16 protein-coding genes and 2 pseudogenes are annotated in these 16,029 nt (G+C 61.2%); 2 read left to right on the top strand and 16 right to left on the bottom strand.

The features are described from left to right. Positions 1 to 63: 63 nt before the first annotated feature. From H281_RS0105255 to H281_RS0105290, 9 genes and pseudogenes are all read right to left on the bottom strand, one after another. Positions 64 to 759, bottom strand: a complete 696-nt coding sequence (locus H281_RS0105255; protein WP_020066027.1) for a glutathione S-transferase N-terminal domain-containing protein — start codon at positions 757 to 759, stop codon at positions 64 to 66. Positions 760 to 855: 96 nt separating this feature from the next. Then, the gene (locus H281_RS0105260) at positions 856 to 1,401 is read right to left on the bottom strand and encodes a carboxymuconolactone decarboxylase family protein (RefSeq protein ID WP_027804305.1); all 546 of its coding nucleotides are present in this window, start codon (positions 1,399 to 1,401) and stop codon (positions 856 to 858) included. 140 nt (positions 1,402 to 1,541) lie between these two features. Then, a complete protein-coding gene (locus H281_RS0105265) occupies positions 1,542 to 2,177 on the bottom strand; it encodes a nitroreductase family protein (protein WP_020066029.1) in 636 nt (211 codons plus the stop codon). A 76-nt stretch (positions 2,178 to 2,253) separates the two neighbouring features. Then, on the bottom strand, positions 2,254 to 3,018 hold the full coding sequence (locus H281_RS0105270; protein WP_020066030.1) for an alpha/beta hydrolase family protein: 765 nt from the start codon (positions 3,016 to 3,018) through the stop codon (positions 2,254 to 2,256). A 214-nt stretch (positions 3,019 to 3,232) separates the two neighbouring features. Further along, positions 3,233 to 4,189, bottom strand: a complete 957-nt coding sequence (locus tag H281_RS0105275; protein ID WP_020066031.1) for an AraC family transcriptional regulator — start codon at positions 4,187 to 4,189, stop codon at positions 3,233 to 3,235. Between the two features lie 36 nt (positions 4,190 to 4,225). After that, a complete protein-coding gene (locus H281_RS0105280) occupies positions 4,226 to 4,936 on the bottom strand; it encodes an SDR family NAD(P)-dependent oxidoreductase (RefSeq protein ID WP_020066032.1) in 711 nt (236 codons plus the stop codon). 24 nt (positions 4,937 to 4,960) lie between these two features. Next, a complete protein-coding gene (locus tag H281_RS35860) occupies positions 4,961 to 5,230 on the bottom strand; it encodes a DUF3331 domain-containing protein (RefSeq protein ID WP_084690017.1) in 270 nt (89 codons plus the stop codon). Between the two features lie 33 nt (positions 5,231 to 5,263). Next, positions 5,264 to 5,896: an FMN-dependent NADH-azoreductase gene (locus tag H281_RS0105285; RefSeq protein WP_020066033.1), complete on the bottom strand. Its 633-nt coding sequence runs from the start codon at positions 5,894 to 5,896 to the stop codon at positions 5,264 to 5,266. A 130-nt stretch (positions 5,897 to 6,026) separates the two neighbouring features. Further along, positions 6,027 to 6,461, bottom strand: a pseudogene (locus tag H281_RS0105290) (nitroreductase family protein); the annotation flags it as partial. A gap of 187 nt (positions 6,462 to 6,648) precedes the next feature. On the opposite strand from H281_RS0105290, the gene pdxR reads away from it, so the two are divergent. Then, positions 6,649 to 8,061, top strand: a complete 1,413-nt coding sequence (gene pdxR / locus H281_RS0105295; RefSeq protein WP_020066036.1) for a MocR-like pyridoxine biosynthesis transcription factor PdxR — start codon at positions 6,649 to 6,651, stop codon at positions 8,059 to 8,061. Between the two features lie 256 nt (positions 8,062 to 8,317). Here the strand turns inward: pdxR and H281_RS0105300 are convergent, their stop codons facing one another. The 4 genes from H281_RS0105300 to H281_RS0105315 form a co-directional block, all read right to left on the bottom strand. Next, positions 8,318 to 10,510, bottom strand: coding sequence for a two-partner secretion domain-containing protein (locus H281_RS0105300; protein WP_123282633.1), 2,193 nt, complete (start codon positions 10,508 to 10,510; stop codon positions 8,318 to 8,320). A 212-nt stretch (positions 10,511 to 10,722) separates the two neighbouring features. Continuing rightward, positions 10,723 to 10,869, bottom strand: coding sequence for a hypothetical protein (locus H281_RS36745; protein ID WP_020066038.1), 147 nt, complete (start codon positions 10,867 to 10,869; stop codon positions 10,723 to 10,725). Then, positions 10,866 to 11,174, bottom strand: a complete 309-nt coding sequence (locus H281_RS0105310) for a hypothetical protein (RefSeq protein WP_020066039.1) — start codon at positions 11,172 to 11,174, stop codon at positions 10,866 to 10,868. The genes H281_RS36745 and H281_RS0105310 overlap by 4 nt, the downstream gene beginning before the upstream one ends. A 39-nt stretch (positions 11,175 to 11,213) precedes the next feature. After that, positions 11,214 to 11,663, bottom strand: a complete 450-nt coding sequence (locus tag H281_RS0105315; RefSeq protein ID WP_020066040.1) for a MarR family winged helix-turn-helix transcriptional regulator — start codon at positions 11,661 to 11,663, stop codon at positions 11,214 to 11,216. A gap of 310 nt (positions 11,664 to 11,973) precedes the next feature. Here H281_RS0105315 and H281_RS37615 point away from each other — a divergent pair. Next, positions 11,974 to 12,215, top strand: a pseudogene (locus tag H281_RS37615) (hypothetical protein). 436 nt (positions 12,216 to 12,651) lie between these two features. Here the strand turns inward: H281_RS37615 and H281_RS37555 are convergent. The 3 genes from H281_RS37555 to H281_RS0105325 form a co-directional block, all read right to left on the bottom strand. Further along, entirely contained in the window at positions 12,652 to 12,861 is a 210-nt protein-coding gene (locus H281_RS37555) for an ATP-binding protein (RefSeq protein WP_123282634.1), read from the bottom strand. 90 nt (positions 12,862 to 12,951) lie between these two features. Beyond that, positions 12,952 to 14,103, bottom strand: coding sequence for a helix-turn-helix domain-containing protein (locus tag H281_RS0105320; RefSeq protein ID WP_027804306.1), 1,152 nt, complete (start codon positions 14,101 to 14,103; stop codon positions 12,952 to 12,954). 244 nt (positions 14,104 to 14,347) lie between these two features. Further along, on the bottom strand, positions 14,348 to 15,985 hold the full coding sequence (locus H281_RS0105325; protein ID WP_020066043.1) for a gamma-glutamyltransferase family protein: 1,638 nt from the start codon (positions 15,983 to 15,985) through the stop codon (positions 14,348 to 14,350). Positions 15,986 to 16,029 lie beyond the last annotated feature (44 nt).

Here is a 16,029-nt window from a genome sequence, read left to right on the forward strand (position 1 = left end):
TATCCTCGCTTGAAAAGAATTTGAGCGGCTTTGCGCTACGCAAAACGTTTCAACGGCCTTGCTTCAGGCCGCAGTCACTGCTAACCCGCGCTGCACCGCCGGACGCGCAAGACCGCGCTCGAACCAGTGCCCGACATGCGAGAAGCGGTCGAAACCGACAAGCTCACGTGCTTCATAAAAGCCGATCAGGTTGCGCACCCAGCCGAGCAATGAAATATCGGCGATGCTGTAGTCAGCGCCCATTACCCAGTCGCGACCCGCGAGCCGTTCGTCAAGAACAGTCAGCAGCCGCGCTGATTCGGCGACATAGCGGTCGCGCGGGCGCTTGTCCTCATACGCCTTGCCGGCGAATTTGTTGAAGAAGCCAACCTGGCCGAACATTGGCCCGACACCGCTCATCTGCCACATCAGCCACTGGATGGTCTCGAAGCGAGTAACGGGATCGGTCGAGAGGAGTTGTCCGGTCTTCTCGGCGAGATAGATCAGGATCGCTCCCGATTCGAACAATGCGAGCGGCCGTCCACCGGGACCGTCCGGGTCGAAGATCGCCGGAATCTTCCCATTCGGATTGAGGGCGAGAAAGGCCGGATCATGGTGCTCATTTGCCATGATGTCGATGCGGTGCGCCTCATACGCAAGACCCGCTTCCTCCAGCATGATGCCGACCTTCACACCATTGGGCGTCGGTAACGAAAAGAGCTGGAGCCGATCATGGTGCCGCGCCGGCCAGCGCGCGAAAATCGGATGATCGAGTGTCATGCGTGTTCTCCTGAGTAAAGCGAGCGGGGCTGAGCCGGGGTATGACCGGCTCTTCCGCCTCGTTTCCCTATTCCCTCGCAGACGAGGGAATAAAGTTCAGATCGAGCCGGCCGGCGTAACCGGGGGAAAGTCCTTCTCGGGATCGAACACGTTATTGAAAAAGTTCGTCAGCGAGTACATGGCCACCAGCGCGACGATCTCCATCACGTTTGCATCCGTGTAGCCGGCATCGCGGACCGCTTTCAGATCGGCGTCGCTGACTTGCCCGCGGGTCTCGATGACCTTGCGCGCAAACACAACCGCGGCGTCGCGCTTCGGGTCGGCAGCATGTCCTTTGCGGGCGAGAATGATTTCATCGGCCGGCAGCTTCGCCATATGCTCGGCGGTAAAGCTGTGCACCGTCAGGCAGTAGTTGCAGCCGTTCACTTCCGAGACAATGAGGCCGATGCTGTCACGCGTCTTCACGTCGAGTGCTTTGCTCAGCGAACCGAGCAACGTGGCCCATGCGTTGAAGGCGATCGGGCTTTGCGCGAAGCTCGCCATCATGTTCGGCGTGAAGCCGATATTTTTGGTGAACGCATCGAGCGTCGGCTTCGAATCGGCCGGCACCTGACTCGGCGTTAAAGTAGTAGTCCTTGCCATCGTAGTCCTCCTTAATTTACTGGTCTTACAGATTGAGAACGGTCATTGGGAGACCATCCGTTGGTTTGCTTCGCTCCCAGACTATGGGTCGAAGCGGGTTTGCCCTTTAAGCAGCAGACGCCTTGTGCTTGTCTTTCACTTCACACCAGGTCCAGCACCTCTGCCACGGGACGGCGCGGCTTCTGCGCCCAGTTTCCGGCTCGCTCTGCTCCTACGGACAACAGAAGAACCGGTACTTCGTCCGCGGCCAGTCCGAACTCGCGGTGTACGGCTTCGTCATCGAAACCGATCATCGGCGTTGAACCCAGGCCCATCGAGCGGGCCGCATAGATCATTGCCGCCGCGCCGAAAGTGGCGGTGCGCACGGCCTCGTCACGACGGCGCTGCGGGTACGCCATATACAGATTGCGTGCGGGGATTTCCCACTCTGGCACCATGGTTGCGGGCATGACGCCCGCTTCGACCAACGGTGCGAGACGCTCCGGTATCACACTCGTTTCGACCAGTTGGCCGCAAACGATGAAAGTGACGGCTGCATCTTTGACCGCGGGCTGGTTCCACGCAATCGGGCTTAGTCGCGCCTTGGCTTCGGGCGTGCGTACCGCGATAAAGCGCCAGTTCTGCAAGTGGAACGATGTCGGCGCACTCGTGCCGATCCGCACGAGCTCGCGGATCTGTTGGTCGCTCAAGGTCGCGGCTGGATCGTAGTACTTGGCCGCGCTGCGGCTCAGAATGCATTCGATAACGGGGTTGGTCATGGTGATTTCGCTTTTCATAAGGATTCCTGTCTGTAGAGGGGTGGATTCAGGCGTACGATTGCTTCGGCTCCTTGCGGAGCACATGTCATTCAAATTAGGAAATCAGATACCGGCTGGCCCAGGTCGAGATCATTGCGGCCGCATAATCCGCGTCGGCCCGGCGCGTCAGCAGGTGGTCGGCGTCGTCCAGGGAAATAAAGCTCTTCGGGTGCTTCGCAGCCGCAAAAATACGCGCGGCGTTCTCGATGCCCACCGTTGAATCCAGCGGCGAATGCAGCACCAGCAATGGAATGCGCAACCCGGCGATCCGCGACTCGAGGTTGTGACACGCGAGGTCATCGACGAAACTTTTGCGCACGACGAACGGCCTGCCAGCCAGCAATACTTCCGCTTCGCCGTGCGTCTCGATGGTTTCAAGGCTTTGCGGGGCGAACTGATGCAGAACATGGCCGGTATCGAATGGAGCGGCCAGCGTGACCACCGCCCGAATGCCCGACATCTGGCCCGCGGCCATCAGGACGGCTGCGCCGCCGAGGCTATGGCCGACCAGAATCGATGGCGGCTTGCCGTCTCTGGTCATCGCGTTGCCGGCCGCTACCAGATCGTCTACGTCCGCGGCGAAAGTCGTGTCGGCAAAGTTTCCGCCGCTGTTGCCCAATCCGGCAAAGTCAAAGCGCAACACGCCAATGCCGTGAGCGGCGAGTGCCCGTGCGACGCGACTGGCGGCGAGGCTGTCCTTGCCGCACGTAAAGCAGTGGGCGAGGATCGTCCAGCCACGCGACTGGCCGTCCGGCAATTCGAGTCTGCCGGCGAGCCGGTAGCCGTGCGGTCCGTCGAATTCAAAGGCTTGTGCGCTCATAAGTCGGTCTCTCTCGTATCAGCTGCGTTGCGTCGATGAGGTGTCAGGCGGTTAAGAGCCTCCACTTTAGGCCTCGTCGATGCGGCTTTCGAGACTGGATTTGCTCAATAAAGTATCCAAAAGGATCAAGTCGACGAGACGACCCGAACCTCTGGTGCCTCCTCGACCCGCACACCGAAAGCGAAGCGATGTTTCGCGACCGGCACCGGGACTGCTATTGGCCGTTGCGCGCGAGACGCCGCCATTGCCCCGGCGTCATGCCTATCCTCTCGGTGAACACGCGCCGGAACGACGACACCGATTGATATCCGACCGACTCGGCCACGGCCTCGGTGGTCATCATCGGTTTCTTCAACTCGTTGGCAGCGAGGCTCATGCGGATATCGGTCAACAGATCCACGGCCGAGCATCCGAGCGTGTCCTGAAAGTGCCGCATGAACGTGGCGCGCGACATGCTGCATAAGTCGGCTAGCTCAGGCAGGTTCCAGGGCCGCGCGGGATCGGCGAACATGGCTGAGATGGCGGGTGCGAGTCGTGGATTGCCGGCCAGTGCCAACAGGCCTGCCGGGGCTTCCTCGGATTCGCTCGCCTCGCGCAACACCAGCGTGAAGAGCGCCGAGGAGAGGGCATTGACGATCGCGTATCCACCGACCTTGTCGCCCGTGGACTCCTCGCGCATCATCCCCACGAAACTGGCCAAGTGGTTTGGAGCAGTCCCCGCATCCTTTTCACCTCGACCTTTCATAGTCCGGACTACTACATTCGTAGGCAGGTAATTGCGAATCAGCCGATCATGAGGCGGTCCGATGAGAAATCGCCCGCATAGCATGTCCAGACGCTCGCCCTGGCCGTCGTTCTCGCTGAACGTCAATCCGGCGGAATCACGGCGTTCGCATGTAGGCCCGGGTGCATGTCCGCTGCCGTCGTGCAGCACGTGCGCCGACCCGTGAGGCAGCAGCACGACATCGCCGGCTACCAGTGCCCGCGCCGTGTCTGTCTCGGGGTCCTCGATGATGGCCCGGCCCTTGAGCACGACGTGATAGGGAACTTCATGCGCACTGGACCGCGGCCAGGCCACGCGCCACGGCGCGCCATACGCGCAACGGACTTCCAGCCGACCGGTGATGGTGATCATTTGCAGCAGGTGGCTCAGCCAATCGACTTGGGACATAGGGCTCCGTTAGGCCTCGGCATGGAAAAGAGCGGTTCAGTGGCCAGCGCTTTGCCCGCCGTCGACGTGCAGAATCTCTCCAGTAATGAACGGTGCCGAATCGAGAAAGACCACGGCGTCGGCGATATCGCGTGTTTCACCCAGGCGTCCGATGGGATTGAACGCTCGCAGCGCTTCATGGATTTCAGGCGCGTGCATCGGCGTGTCCACGTTTCCAGGCGCGACGGCATTCACGCGGATTCCCTTCTTCGCGTATTCGATCGCCAGCGACTTCGTGGCCGCGTTGATGCCGCCCTTCGTCAGCGCCGCGAGGACCGAGTAGACCCCGCTGATTGCGACCTGATCGATGCTGGCCGTGATACTCACCACATGACCACTCGAATGCTTTTCCATCTCGGCGATCGCAAGCTGCGTGATGTGATAGAAGCCCGCCATGTTCACGTTCATCACGGCCGCATAGTCTTCCGCGGTGTGTTCGGTAAAAGGCTTGCCGATGTAGATGCCGGCGTTGTTCACCAGCGTGTCGATCCTGCCAAATCGTGCGACGCCCTCGGCGATGAGACGTCGCGCGGTTGCGGGGTCGCCGATGTCGCCGGCTACTGTGAGCAGGTTCGCGTCGTCCGACGGCCCGATCGAGCGTGAGGTAGCAACGACCGCACAATCGAGTTCGCGAAATGCCCGAACGATCGAGGCACCTATCCCGCGCGAGGCGCCGGTAACGACAACAACCTTTCTCGATGTGCTCATACGTGTGCTCATACTTTAGTACTTTTAAAAGGATGGTTTCTCGGGGAATCCCGCTACCGCTGAAGCGAGGATCATGCGATGGCGATTGAGTGGCACTTGTGATCGATAGACACGTGGACGAAAGATCGAATCGCCGCGGCGTATCGGCCTACCGGACAGCACGCAAACGGCGTCCACACGCGCAACGCAGATGCCCCAGACCTGAGCCGCGCAATGACCCGAACAAGGATCGCTCCAGCATACGCTGATCGTTGTCGACGACAGCTTTTCCACGATTGAGACGCGCAAGGACAAACATTCCTGATAAGTTACCGGCTCGACGCTTGTTCAGGCGAGGCTCTGCACGAGGCTGACCATCGCCGGTTCGATCGTCGCGACGAGCGAGCGGCGAAGTTCCTTTGCGCGAGCCTCATCGATAAAGGCCGTGCCTTGCAAAGGCAGGTAATGGACTGTATTCAGACCGATGCAGCCGAGTACGGCGGTGAGGTAGGGTGTGAGTAAATCCGGCTGATTAGCTCGCTCACCAGCAAACACGCCACCCGAAGCGATCGCGACGAATACGGGACGGTCCTGAAGCATTCCGACCTTACCAACTGGTGTCGACTTCATCGTGCGGCCGACACGGAGTATCTGATCGATCCACGCCTTCAGAACGGACGGCACCGTGAAGTTGTTCATCGGCGTGCCGATGACAACGACATCGGAATGCTCCACTTCCTGAATGAGCTGCTCGGCGAGAAGTAGCGCGTCGGCGGAACGCCCTGCTGCAGCCAGCGACGCGGGCGTTGCGAGCGCGGCGGCATAGTCGGCGCCGGCGTGAGGTATCGGTTCATATCCCAGGTCGCGGCGGCTAATACGCGCACCGGGGAGGATTGCGAGGAGCTTGTCGACGACTGCCGACGATAGCTGTCGACTGTGCGACTCGCGTCGCGGACTGCAATCGATGTGCAGGATATTCATGCGAGTTTCTCCGGCAGCTTCGGAAAGACAATAGCGGAATCGAGCGTGTGTGCCGCCTCGGAGCGGCGGATCATGCCGCCGCGTGCGTCCCACACATCACCGGCGGTCCTACTAATCACTAGACGAGACCCGCATAGATCATCGCGGACGCGCCGAACGTGGCCGTGCGCACGGCCTCGTCGCGCCGGCGCTGCGGGTGCGCCATGTACAGGTCGCGTGCCGGGTTTTCCCATTCCGGCACCATCGCAGCGGGCATGACACCCGCTTCCACTAGCGGAGCCAGGCGCTCGGGTATGACGCTCGTATCAACAAGTTGGCCGCATACGATGAACGTAACCGCCGCCTCCCTGATCGGGGGCTGGTTCCAGGCGATAGGGCTTAGCCGGGCCTTGGCCTCGGGCGTGCGTACAGCGATGAAGCGCCAATTCTGCAAGTGGAACGATGTCGGCGCGGAGGTGCCGATTCGCACCAGTTCGCGGATCTGGTCGTCGCTCAACGTCGCGGCAGTTTCGTAGTACTTGGAGGCGCTGCGGCTCAGGATACATTCGATGACTGCGTTGGTCATGGTTAATCCTATGAGTGGAGGAATAGTTCGAAGTACGAATGGTTGACCATTCGAATTGGTCGGTCGATCATGGCGTGGTATCTCCCTATTGGGCTCACATTTCTACCTGCTATGGTGGGAACATTCTGTACCATCGACGGTACGAATAGAAGAACCAAGACTTACCAATTTCGTGTGTACCAAGAACATGCATCCAGACCTTCAGATCCAGCTCGACCGGACAGCGAAGCTGTCCCTGGCAGAACAGATTCGCGCGAGCATTAGCAGGACCATAGAGGCCGGACTGCTCCCAGCCGGCACGCGGCTGCCCTCGTGGCAGGACCTGGCGGCGCAGCTCGGGGTGGCTCGCGGTACGGTTCAAGCGGCATATGAACGGTTATGCGACGCCCAGATGATCGAAACATTCGGGGCGGGCGGCAGCCGTGTCGCTCCACGGCCCCGCGCGGTGACGGCCCGGGCGCAAGCGCCGCAGCTCGGCGCCTTTATGAGGGCTTACGAGGAGATGAATGCCGGGCCGGCGATCTTCCAGCTCGGCATTCCCGCCTTTGAGGGTTTGCCGGAACAGCTTTTTGCACGCGCGCGTTCTTCCAATCTGCTGAAGACCGGATGCTTGTCGTCACTGCTTTATCCCGATCCGAGGGGGGAATTCGAACTGCGCAGGGAGATCGCGGGCTATCTCTCCATCGCCAGAAACGTCCACTGCCATCCGGAGCAGATCTTTATCACTTCCGGATACAGTTCCGGCTTAGGCCTTGCACTGCGGGTGTTAGGTTTGGAAGGCAGGAAGGTCTGGATGGAAGAGCCCGGTTTCATGGTCACCCGCAAAGGCCTGGAGCTCGCGCGCTTGAATATGGTGCCGGTACCGGTGGACGCAGAAGGCCTCAACGTAGGCTATGGCATCGAGAACGCCGCGGACGCCGCGTTAGCTGTTGTGACGCCTGGTCAACAAGCACCACTGGGCTCGACGCTGTCGCTGAGGCGACGGCTTCAGTTGCTCGAATGGGCAGCCTCGCGCCACGCCTGGATCATCGAGGACGACTACCTCAGCGAGCTGCAACTGCAAGGGAGGCCGGCACCTGCGCTGGCGTCGCTGGATGAGGGCAAACGGGTCGTTCACATCGGTTCGTTCAGCAAGACGATTAGCCCGGGGCTGCGGCTTGGATTTGTCGTCGCGCCAAACGAATTGGCCAACGCATTCGCCGAAGTTGCCGCAACGCTCGCCCCGGCACCATCGCCGGTCGTTCAACTCGCCACAGCTCAATTCATGCGTGACGGCCACTATGTCCGACGCGTGCGCCGGCTTAAGCGTCTATATTCCGCCCAGCGCGACGCGCTATGTGAGCAGTTGCGAATGCGCGACGCGCAGTGGGTCAATGCCGGCCTGGCAGTACTTCTCCGACTCCCCGACGGCGCACCCGACGTGCGGATCGTTCGGGAAGCGATGGCCGTTGGCATGGCGCCATCGCCGCTGTCCGTGTGGTTCGCGACTCCGTCGTGGACCTTACCCGGCCTTTTGCTCGGGGTTGCGACGGCGCCTCAGCAGCACCTCGCCACGTCCTGTCAGCGACTCTTCGAGATCATTGACCGATATCGCTCGTGAGACGTGCACCTCGGCGCGCTAGGCTAGCTCGCTGGCATCGACCACAGAGTCTTTCTTACAAAGGTCGCTTCTCGGGAATATCGTCCATCTCCAGGGCGGGGTCCGCTATCCGTTTAAGTCAGGACGTTGCACTGTTGGCGTTGTATGACCGCTTCGTGTCGATCAGAGCCAGCCGTCGTCGGGCTCAGTTGGTTGGAGTGGGGAAGGGTGACGACGATATCGCGTACTGATCCAGTCCCACAGCAACGTGTTCCGCTCAATGTTCCACCTGCCAGCGCAGCACCGGATGCGTGGCGCCCGCCGGCATCACCCACGCGCCATCGCTGCCGAAGTTCCAGCCCACGAAGCTCTTGGGGTCACTCATCTGCGCAGTGGTTAGTCCGTTCAAAGCGGGCAGATTGCCGCCGCTTTCCGCCTGTCCTGTCGTTTCCTTATTCCAGTAGACGTCGCTGCCGAGCACTGTGCAGCGCACACAGATTCCGCCTTCATTCAATGGATTAAATGCCAGAACTCTCCCCGCTGCGAATGACTGCGAGATCGTGCCCACGTTGTGGTCGGCGAGACCTGCCGCTGGGCTACGCGACGCGATCGCCTGGACCATGCCAGTCGCATACGACTGCGTGATGGTTCCGTAGTTGTCGGAGACGAGTCCGCCACCGCCGCTGTCTGGATAGACCGTGGCACTGCTGCCCGAACGCGCGATTGTTCCGAAGTTACTGCCCACAAGACCGCCTACTGACGCCGACGTGTTGTTGCTGCGCGGTCCGATGACGCCGGAGGAGAAGGCGTTGACGACCGTGCCGTGATTGGTCATGGCCAGAATGCCCTCAGGGTGACCCGACGGCACCTGATTCCCGGCCGACGCGTCGATGAGATTGACGTCGCGCACTACCGCGTTTGCGGCAATATCACTGATGAACGAGATGTCAGGATTGAGATGCGACACGCTATGCCACATGCCGTCGAACTGACCGGTGAACGAGGTTTTGCTCACGTAGCCCAGCGTCTTGAACGCATAACCCGTCGCGTCGATGTCGTGGCCGAGCGCGTAGTTGCCGCTCATATCGCTCTCGATGTTCTGCAGATCCTGCACCGTATTGACCAGCTTGTAGTCTGTGATCTGCGTAACCAGTCCACTGTAGTCGGGCGCTACCCACGCACTGTTCGCGAGCAGGGTGCCGGGCGAATAACTGCCGTTCATGTCGTAAAGTGCGCTGACCGTGCCGGTGCTCTGCGACCAGTCGATGGTGCCGTTGTTCGTGATGCTGCCGCCGTTGTTCACGCTCGCTGCGTCCGCGCGCAGTGTCAGCGCGCCGCTGCCCTGGTTGCTCAACGTGACGCCCGGGCTCACCGTCACGCTATGTGCCGCGTTCAGCGAGAGCGATGCGCCGCCCGTCCATTGAATGCTTTGATCTGCGATGAGGTCGCCGCTCTGGCCGTTGGCGCCGGTGGTCGTCATCGAAATGGATGTGCCGTCGTTGAGGCTGCGCGTGAAAGAACGCGACGCGCCGTTGTCGAACGTGTACGCGGGCAGGGTGACGTTCCACTGACCCGCGACCACTTTCGCAAAGTCGCCCCAGAACGTGAAGAGCCCGGTGTCCATATCAACCGTGCCCCCTTTGCCGTCGGCGTTTTTCGCGGCGATGTTGCCCGCGAGAATCACCTGTCCTTTCGGACCCGCGACGAGCCACACGTGACCGTCGCGCACGGCCGTCCCGGTCGCGCGCAGCACGTCGGCGTTGCCGGCCAACGCATAGATGTTGCCGTCGACGGCCTGCAGATTCACCTGCGCCGCTTCGATCGCGCCCGTGTTGACGATCGCGCCACCGCTCGCGGTCTGCACGAACATCTGCTGCGAGCTGGACGAGTCCTGCAACAGTACCTTGTTGCCCACCGCGATCTCGGCGGTGCCGTTCGGCGCGCTGATGTTGCCGTAGTTGTCGACTTCGCTCGCGGCGATCAGCAGTACGTCGCCGTTCGTCGAGCCGATGTTGCCGAGGTTCACCACGCGTTGCGTCGACTGGCCGGAAAACGTCAGCGGGCCGCCGGCCATGAACGACGCGTTGTCGGTGTCGAGTGTGGAGGCAACGAAGCGACCGCCCGTCGTGACCACGCCTTGCGGTCCGACCACTACGCCTTGCGGATTGATCAGGTAGATGCTGCCGGTGGCGTTCAGCTTGCCGAGGATCATCGACGGCGTGCCGCCTGTCACGCGATTGAGCGTCGCGCCGTTGCCGTTGTTGATGTTGACGGTGTTGTTCCGGCCAATCGAAAAGCGGTTCCAGTCGATCACTCCGCGCGTTGAGCCCGGCTGAGTGACAGTGAGCGTATCGCCGGACGTGGCAATGGAGCCGCTGCCGCTCACATAGGCGCCGCCTTGCGGCAGGATGCCGGCCGCGACCACCGGCGCGGCGCACGAAAGACCGAGAAGGGAAACGATGACGGACACAGCAGGTAGCCTGCGCGCACCGCAAGGCGCGCGCGGTGACAACGTATCGAGCGACACTTTCGTCTCCCATGAAGGATTGGCATGCCACTCGGCCCGGCGGTCTGTTCAGGGTGTGGCCTCAGAAGCATAGTCATAAGTGGACCACTTAACTAACAACAAACTTTCAGCATTTCGCGACGGCATTCACTTCTTTTGCGCCGTCGGGAACAGCGTCAGGATAGGCGAGGCTGCTGCGCGAGACCCGACAACGACACATTGACGATAGTCGCATCGAGTTGCGCGAGCAGCGAGCCGAGTACGGCGACGGTGGTAATTTTCCAGACCAGCGGATCGAGCTGATCGCGTTGCGTCGCGCTCAAAACAGACCTTCGCGACGTACACGGCCGAAATGAACCGATGTGAAAGCACCCATGACTAGCACGCCGACGAGCAGCGCCGCGCTATCGACGTTCACGCCGGGCGCGAACGGACGGTGGACCAGCAGCGCCAGACCGATCAATGCGTTCAGCATGCCCCACAGGAAATTGACCAGCGGCGACGACGGCCCTTTGCCATGCGGTGTCGAGAACGGAGAAGGGAACACCTCGCCGCGCAGACCTGCGGTGAGATGCGGCATCGCGTTGCACAGGAAGGCACCCGCGAAAAAGATCGCAACGAAGCTCATGGTTCGTCCTTTCAAGGAAAGCTGGAGAATCCGGAAACCCTAGGGAGGCGTGGAATCGCCGAGCCGCATGATGAGGGGAATGGCCGCAGCAAGCGTCGCGACGTCCTGCGGATCGAACTGTTCGATCTTCGCCAGCAGCCATTCGCGTTTGGCCGCCGTGCGCCGCTTGCGTTCGTTCAACCCTTTGCGCGTGATCGCGAACAGGATCTGGCGGCCGTCCGTGGGATGCGCTTCGCGCTCGACGCATGCCTCTTCTTCAAGGCCCGCGAGGATGGTTTTCATAGACTGCGGCTTCATCGATTCGGCGCGCGCGAGATCGGCGGTGGTCATGGGGCCTTCACGTTCGAGCCTCGCGAGCACGCTGGACTGCGACAGGTTCAGGTCGCCGGGATTGGTGCTGCGCAGCCGACGCAAAAGCTGGCCGACAGCCAGCGTTAGATCAGAGACGACGCATTTCAGCGGCGGAGTGGATTGACGGGAGCGAGCCATGAGTGAAGCGTAGATCAAGACAGATTAACTTGCAAGTTTATCTGTCAAGTTTGCGGACGCGAGCTACAACGTGTGCATTCATCCGGAATGTATGTGCGGACCGTCGTCCGGCTGATTTTTGCGTGCGAAGCTGGCGCTCGAATACCTTGTCGGGGGAGGCGGCAAATGGCCGCCTACGGCACAAAGCCGCGTGCTCATCAATAGGCGGCACCACAATTTATTGTTGTGATGCAGCAATTTTGCGCCTATGCTCAAGCGGAAAACGGTAAGGCATTTTTCGTCGATCCGGTTTCCACCGGCGGAGGCGCGCATGACGGAATCAAGGGATGCGCACGGCTTAACGCTTCACATATTTGAACAAGACGGCGGTTGGCACTGGGCGCTCACCGTAGAGCGAACGCTTGGAGTGGGGAAAAGGTAATAGCTTTTAGCGGGCCAGCGTTCCGCTCGGAGGCAGAAGGCGTCGAGTGGTGTCGATCCAGTGCGGTCAGTGATGTCCAAAAAGGGGACAGCCGGGGTAGCTACATAAATCGCAGTTTGAATACTGGATAACGTCAACGACGAGGTGAGGAGGCACTTTGGAAGTCTGCGATATATGCGCCAACATTGACGGCCGCCCCGTCGATGTTCAACGGCAAGACGGCCTCACATTGATAGGCATTGCTGAGTGTAACGGTACGCTCGCTCTCGAGCACTATCGGTGCACCAAGTGCCATGCTGTCATCGCCAGACGATTCACGGGCGACTCCACTGAACGAATCTGGAGCGTCATCGAAGCCGCACATTAAGTAATTGATGCGGCCATCGGAACTCGACGGACTGCCTCTCGCTGACGGCAAAATGCATGCACCCCACGTCGGTCGTCGCTGAGCGACATTCGTCAACTGGTTCGGGTCGCCGCATAGACATGACTGGAGAGGCTCGTCAGCGCGGATCAGCGCAATCGGCGCTCCAGTCGAAAGTGTTAGCGTTGGTGTGGTGGGTCTTTTCAGACGTCGGGAGCTCCACGGGGTAGTCGAACGGTGAAGACCGTTTCCGATTCGTCAGACCTTGCGGCCACATCGCCGCCGTGAGCATGGGCGATTTCTCTTGCAATGTAGAGGCCCGGGCCGAGGCTGTCCTCTGAGTCCGGCCGCGTTTCAGCGCCTGGACCGCGCTCAAGAGGTTCGAACACGCGACATAGGAAGGTCGGCGGTATGGCCGGTCCGCGGCATCAGCAGCGAAACACGACATCTCATATTGCCGCTACATCCATTGTCGAGGCCAGTTTCAAATGTCGCACCTCCAGCTAAATCGAAATGTCGGGTTTCAGAGCGATTTTAGCCTTGTTTCTTTTTATGGTTTTGGGGTGGGGCGGCGCAGCCGCCCCCCGTCCCCGCATTGCTTTAGCACTGACTTCCAGAACAGCATGACTGATGTCGGCAACATCAATTGCCCGCTGTTTCTTCAGTCCGATGAGCGCCTGCTTCGCGCGTACTTCCTCACCGCAATGCGTACGTGACGGCGAGCCCGAGGCACGGCGGTCATCGCGCACGGCCTGCACGCGCCTCGCCACCTCCAGGGCGCTTGCAAGCCGCTTGTTCTCGAGCTCAGCACCCTGATCAATGCGCGTGATGCGGTCGTATTGCTGGTACGGCAGCGTGACACCGCTGGCCTGGACCTCGATGACGCCATCAGGGTATTCAACGACCTCGACGTACTCATGCATCAGCGCACGACTGACGGGCGTGTCATCGAGCAGATACATCACGCGGTCGTACTGCACGGTCAGCGCATTAGAGACCTTGCGTGGCACGCGATACGCGAGGATCTGCCGCAGATCCTCGTCGACATGCAACGCCCGGTGAGCGTCGTGATCACTCCTGGGCGGTTTGCCGAACCGACGGTTGAAGTCGGCGATGAAGGAGGGCGCATATGCATTGGCCGCCTCGCGGGTGCTGATGCCACGCAGCCGCAGCTCCTTCAGGAGGCGATCCTGCAGCGTCAGGTTGGCCCGCTCGACACGTCCCTTGGCCTGACTCGTGTTCGCACAGAACGCGTCGATGTTCAGTTCGTACAGGGCCCGGCCGAACTGCGTGACGCCTTTGCCCGCCGTCTCCGAGCGTTGCTTCACGTAAAAAACGCTGGCCTTGTCGCTGTAGAACGCCACTGGCTTGCCGTGCGCGTGCAGATCCGTGTAGCGCTCGCGGATCAGCGCCAGCGCCCGCTGCGCCTTGCCGGCAGGAAGCTGGTGATTGCCCGGCCGGCCACGCTTGCCCGACACCAGTCCGGCCACGCCGGCTGCCTCATAACGCTGCACCAGCCGCTCGACCTGGCGTACACACAATCCCAGGCGCTCAGCCGCCTGGCCCGGCTTGAGCCGGGCCTCGGTCACGGCCTGAATGACCTTGAACCGATCCACTTCACGCATCGTCATCGTGATCGTCCCAGTCGCGTTCATCGCCGGCGCTCCCAAACGGATGGTCGACGATCAAACTAATGTCGAAATACGACATTTCTATTTAGCGGAAACGCGACATCTGAACTTGGGACTCACATCCATTCCGTTGATAATTTATATTATGTCAAATAAAACGGAGCTTCTGTGTGTATGTAAAGGTGGCGAAGACGTCCGCTGACGCCCTCGCGGTTCGCCGCAGGAACGGTCGGCGCGCGACGCGACGCGCCGGGAGCCGATGCGACGCTCAGAACCCTGCGGCCAGCCCATCGCGACGGCTGTCGCTTGCAGCGACATAGCCGCGTTCAGGCTCGTTGCGATCGAGCTTCCAGATGAACTGGCCCGAACCGAAATCCATATACGGATCATCGATCGACTTGATCGTGTGGCCCAGGCCTTCGAGCGCGCGTGAGGTCTGCGGATCGAGCGTCGATTCGATATCTATGGAGAAATCGCGGTTGACCTTCCAGCGCGGCGCATCGCATGCCGCCTGCGGCTGCTGGCTGTAATCGAGCATGCGCACCACGGTTTGCAGGTGCCCTTGCGGCTGCATGTCGCCGCCCATCACGCCGAAGCTCATGACCGCTTCCTGCTTGCCGTCCACCTGCTGCGTGAGGAACGCCGGGATGATCGTGTGGAACGGCCGCTTGCCGCCCTCGACCACATTCGGCGACTTCGGGTCCATCGAGAAACCGCAGCCACGGTTCTGCATCGAAATGCCCATTTCAGGCACGACGCAGCCCGAGCCGAAGCCCATATAGTTCGACTGGATGAAGCTGACCATCATGCCGCGCTCGTCGGCCGCCGACAGGTAGATCGTACCGCCCGCCTTCGGCATGCCGAATCCGAAGTGCGTCGCGCGCTTCGGATCGATCAGCTTCGCACGCGATTTCAGATAGGCGTCGTCGAGCATTTGCGCAGGCGTCACTTCCATCGAGCGCGGATCGGCGACGTAGCGGTACACATCCGCGAACGCGAGCTTCATCGCTTCGATCTGCAGATGCTGCGATTCGATGCCGTCGAGCTTCAGCGCGGCCACGTCGAACTGTTCGAGAATGCCGAGCGCGATCAGCGCGGCGATGCCCTGCCCGTTCGGCGGAATCTCGTGCACCGTGTAGCCGCGATAGTTCTTGCCGATCGGCTCGACCCAATCGGGCTGGTAGTTGCGCAGATCGTCGAGCGTCATTGCCGCGCCGCATTCGCGGGAAAACGCCGCGATGCGTTCGGCAATTTCGCCTTCGTAGAAGGCGCGCGGACCGTGTTCGGCCAGCATGCGCAAGGTCTTGGCGTGGCCCGGCATCTTCACCAGTTCGCTGACTTCGGGCGCGCGGCCACGCGGCATGAACGTATCGGCGTAGCCCGGCTGGTTCTTCAGTTCGGGCACGGCGGCCGCCCACTTGCGCGCGACGACGTTTGCCACGGCATGGCCGCGCTCGGCGATCTCGATGGCGGGCTCCATCAGATCGGCGAACGGCAGCGAGCCAAACTTCCGATGCAGCACTTCCCAGCCCGCGATCGCCCCCGGCACCGTCACCGTGTCCCAGCCCCGCACGGGCTGCACGGCGACGCCGTTGTTTTCGCCGTATTTGCGCCTGAAATAGTCGACGTTCCACGCAGCGGGCGCGACGCCCGACGCGTTCAACCCGTGCAGCTTGCTGCCGTCCCACACGAGCGCGAACGCGTCGCTGCCGAGTCCATTCGACACCGGCTCGACGACGGTGATCGCCGCCGCTGCCGCGATGGCCGCATCGACGGCATTGCCGCCTTTCCACAGCATGCGCAACCCGGCCTGCGCGGCGAGAGGCTGCGACGTCGACACGATGTTGCGTGCGAACACGGGCATGCGCAGCGTCGGATAAGGGTTCTGCCAGTTGAAGCTTGTCATGTTGTCACTCTGGTGGTTTTGCTGGTTCGACCGCGCGCCATCGA

The organism is Paraburkholderia caledonica (genome assembly GCF_000383275.1).
In the GTDB taxonomy this organism is placed as follows: domain Bacteria; phylum Pseudomonadota; class Gammaproteobacteria; order Burkholderiales; family Burkholderiaceae; genus Paraburkholderia; species Paraburkholderia caledonica.

Coding starts and splice junctions, on each gene's coding strand:
- H281_RS0105255 (WP_020066027.1), bottom strand. CDS start 759: ATGACACTCGATCATCCGATTTTCGCGCGCTGGCCGGCGCGGCACCAT.
- H281_RS0105260 (WP_027804305.1), bottom strand. CDS start 1,401: ATGGCAAGGACTACTACTTTAACGCCGAGTCAGGTGCCGGCCGATTCG.
- H281_RS0105265 (WP_020066029.1), bottom strand. CDS start 2,177: ATGAAAAGCGAAATCACCATGACCAACCCCGTTATCGAATGCATTCTG.
- H281_RS0105270 (WP_020066030.1), bottom strand. CDS start 3,018: ATGAGCGCACAAGCCTTTGAATTCGACGGACCGCACGGCTACCGGCTC.
- H281_RS0105275 (WP_020066031.1), bottom strand. CDS start 4,189: ATGTCCCAAGTCGATTGGCTGAGCCACCTGCTGCAAATGATCACCATC.
- H281_RS0105280 (WP_020066032.1), bottom strand. CDS start 4,936: ATGAGCACATCGAGAAAGGTTGTTGTCGTTACCGGCGCCTCGCGCGGG.
- H281_RS0105285 (WP_020066033.1), bottom strand. CDS start 5,896: ATGAATATCCTGCACATCGATTGCAGTCCGCGACGCGAGTCGCACAGT.
- pdxR (WP_020066036.1), top strand. CDS start 6,649: ATGCATCCAGACCTTCAGATCCAGCTCGACCGGACAGCGAAGCTGTCC.
- H281_RS0105310 (WP_020066039.1), bottom strand. CDS start 11,174: ATGAGCTTCGTTGCGATCTTTTTCGCGGGTGCCTTCCTGTGCAACGCG.
- H281_RS0105315 (WP_020066040.1), bottom strand. CDS start 11,663: ATGGCTCGCTCCCGTCAATCCACTCCGCCGCTGAAATGCGTCGTCTCT.
- H281_RS0105320 (WP_027804306.1), bottom strand. CDS start 14,103: ATGAACGCGACTGGGACGATCACGATGACGATGCGTGAAGTGGATCGG.
- H281_RS0105325 (WP_020066043.1), bottom strand. CDS start 15,985: ATGACAAGCTTCAACTGGCAGAACCCTTATCCGACGCTGCGCATGCCC.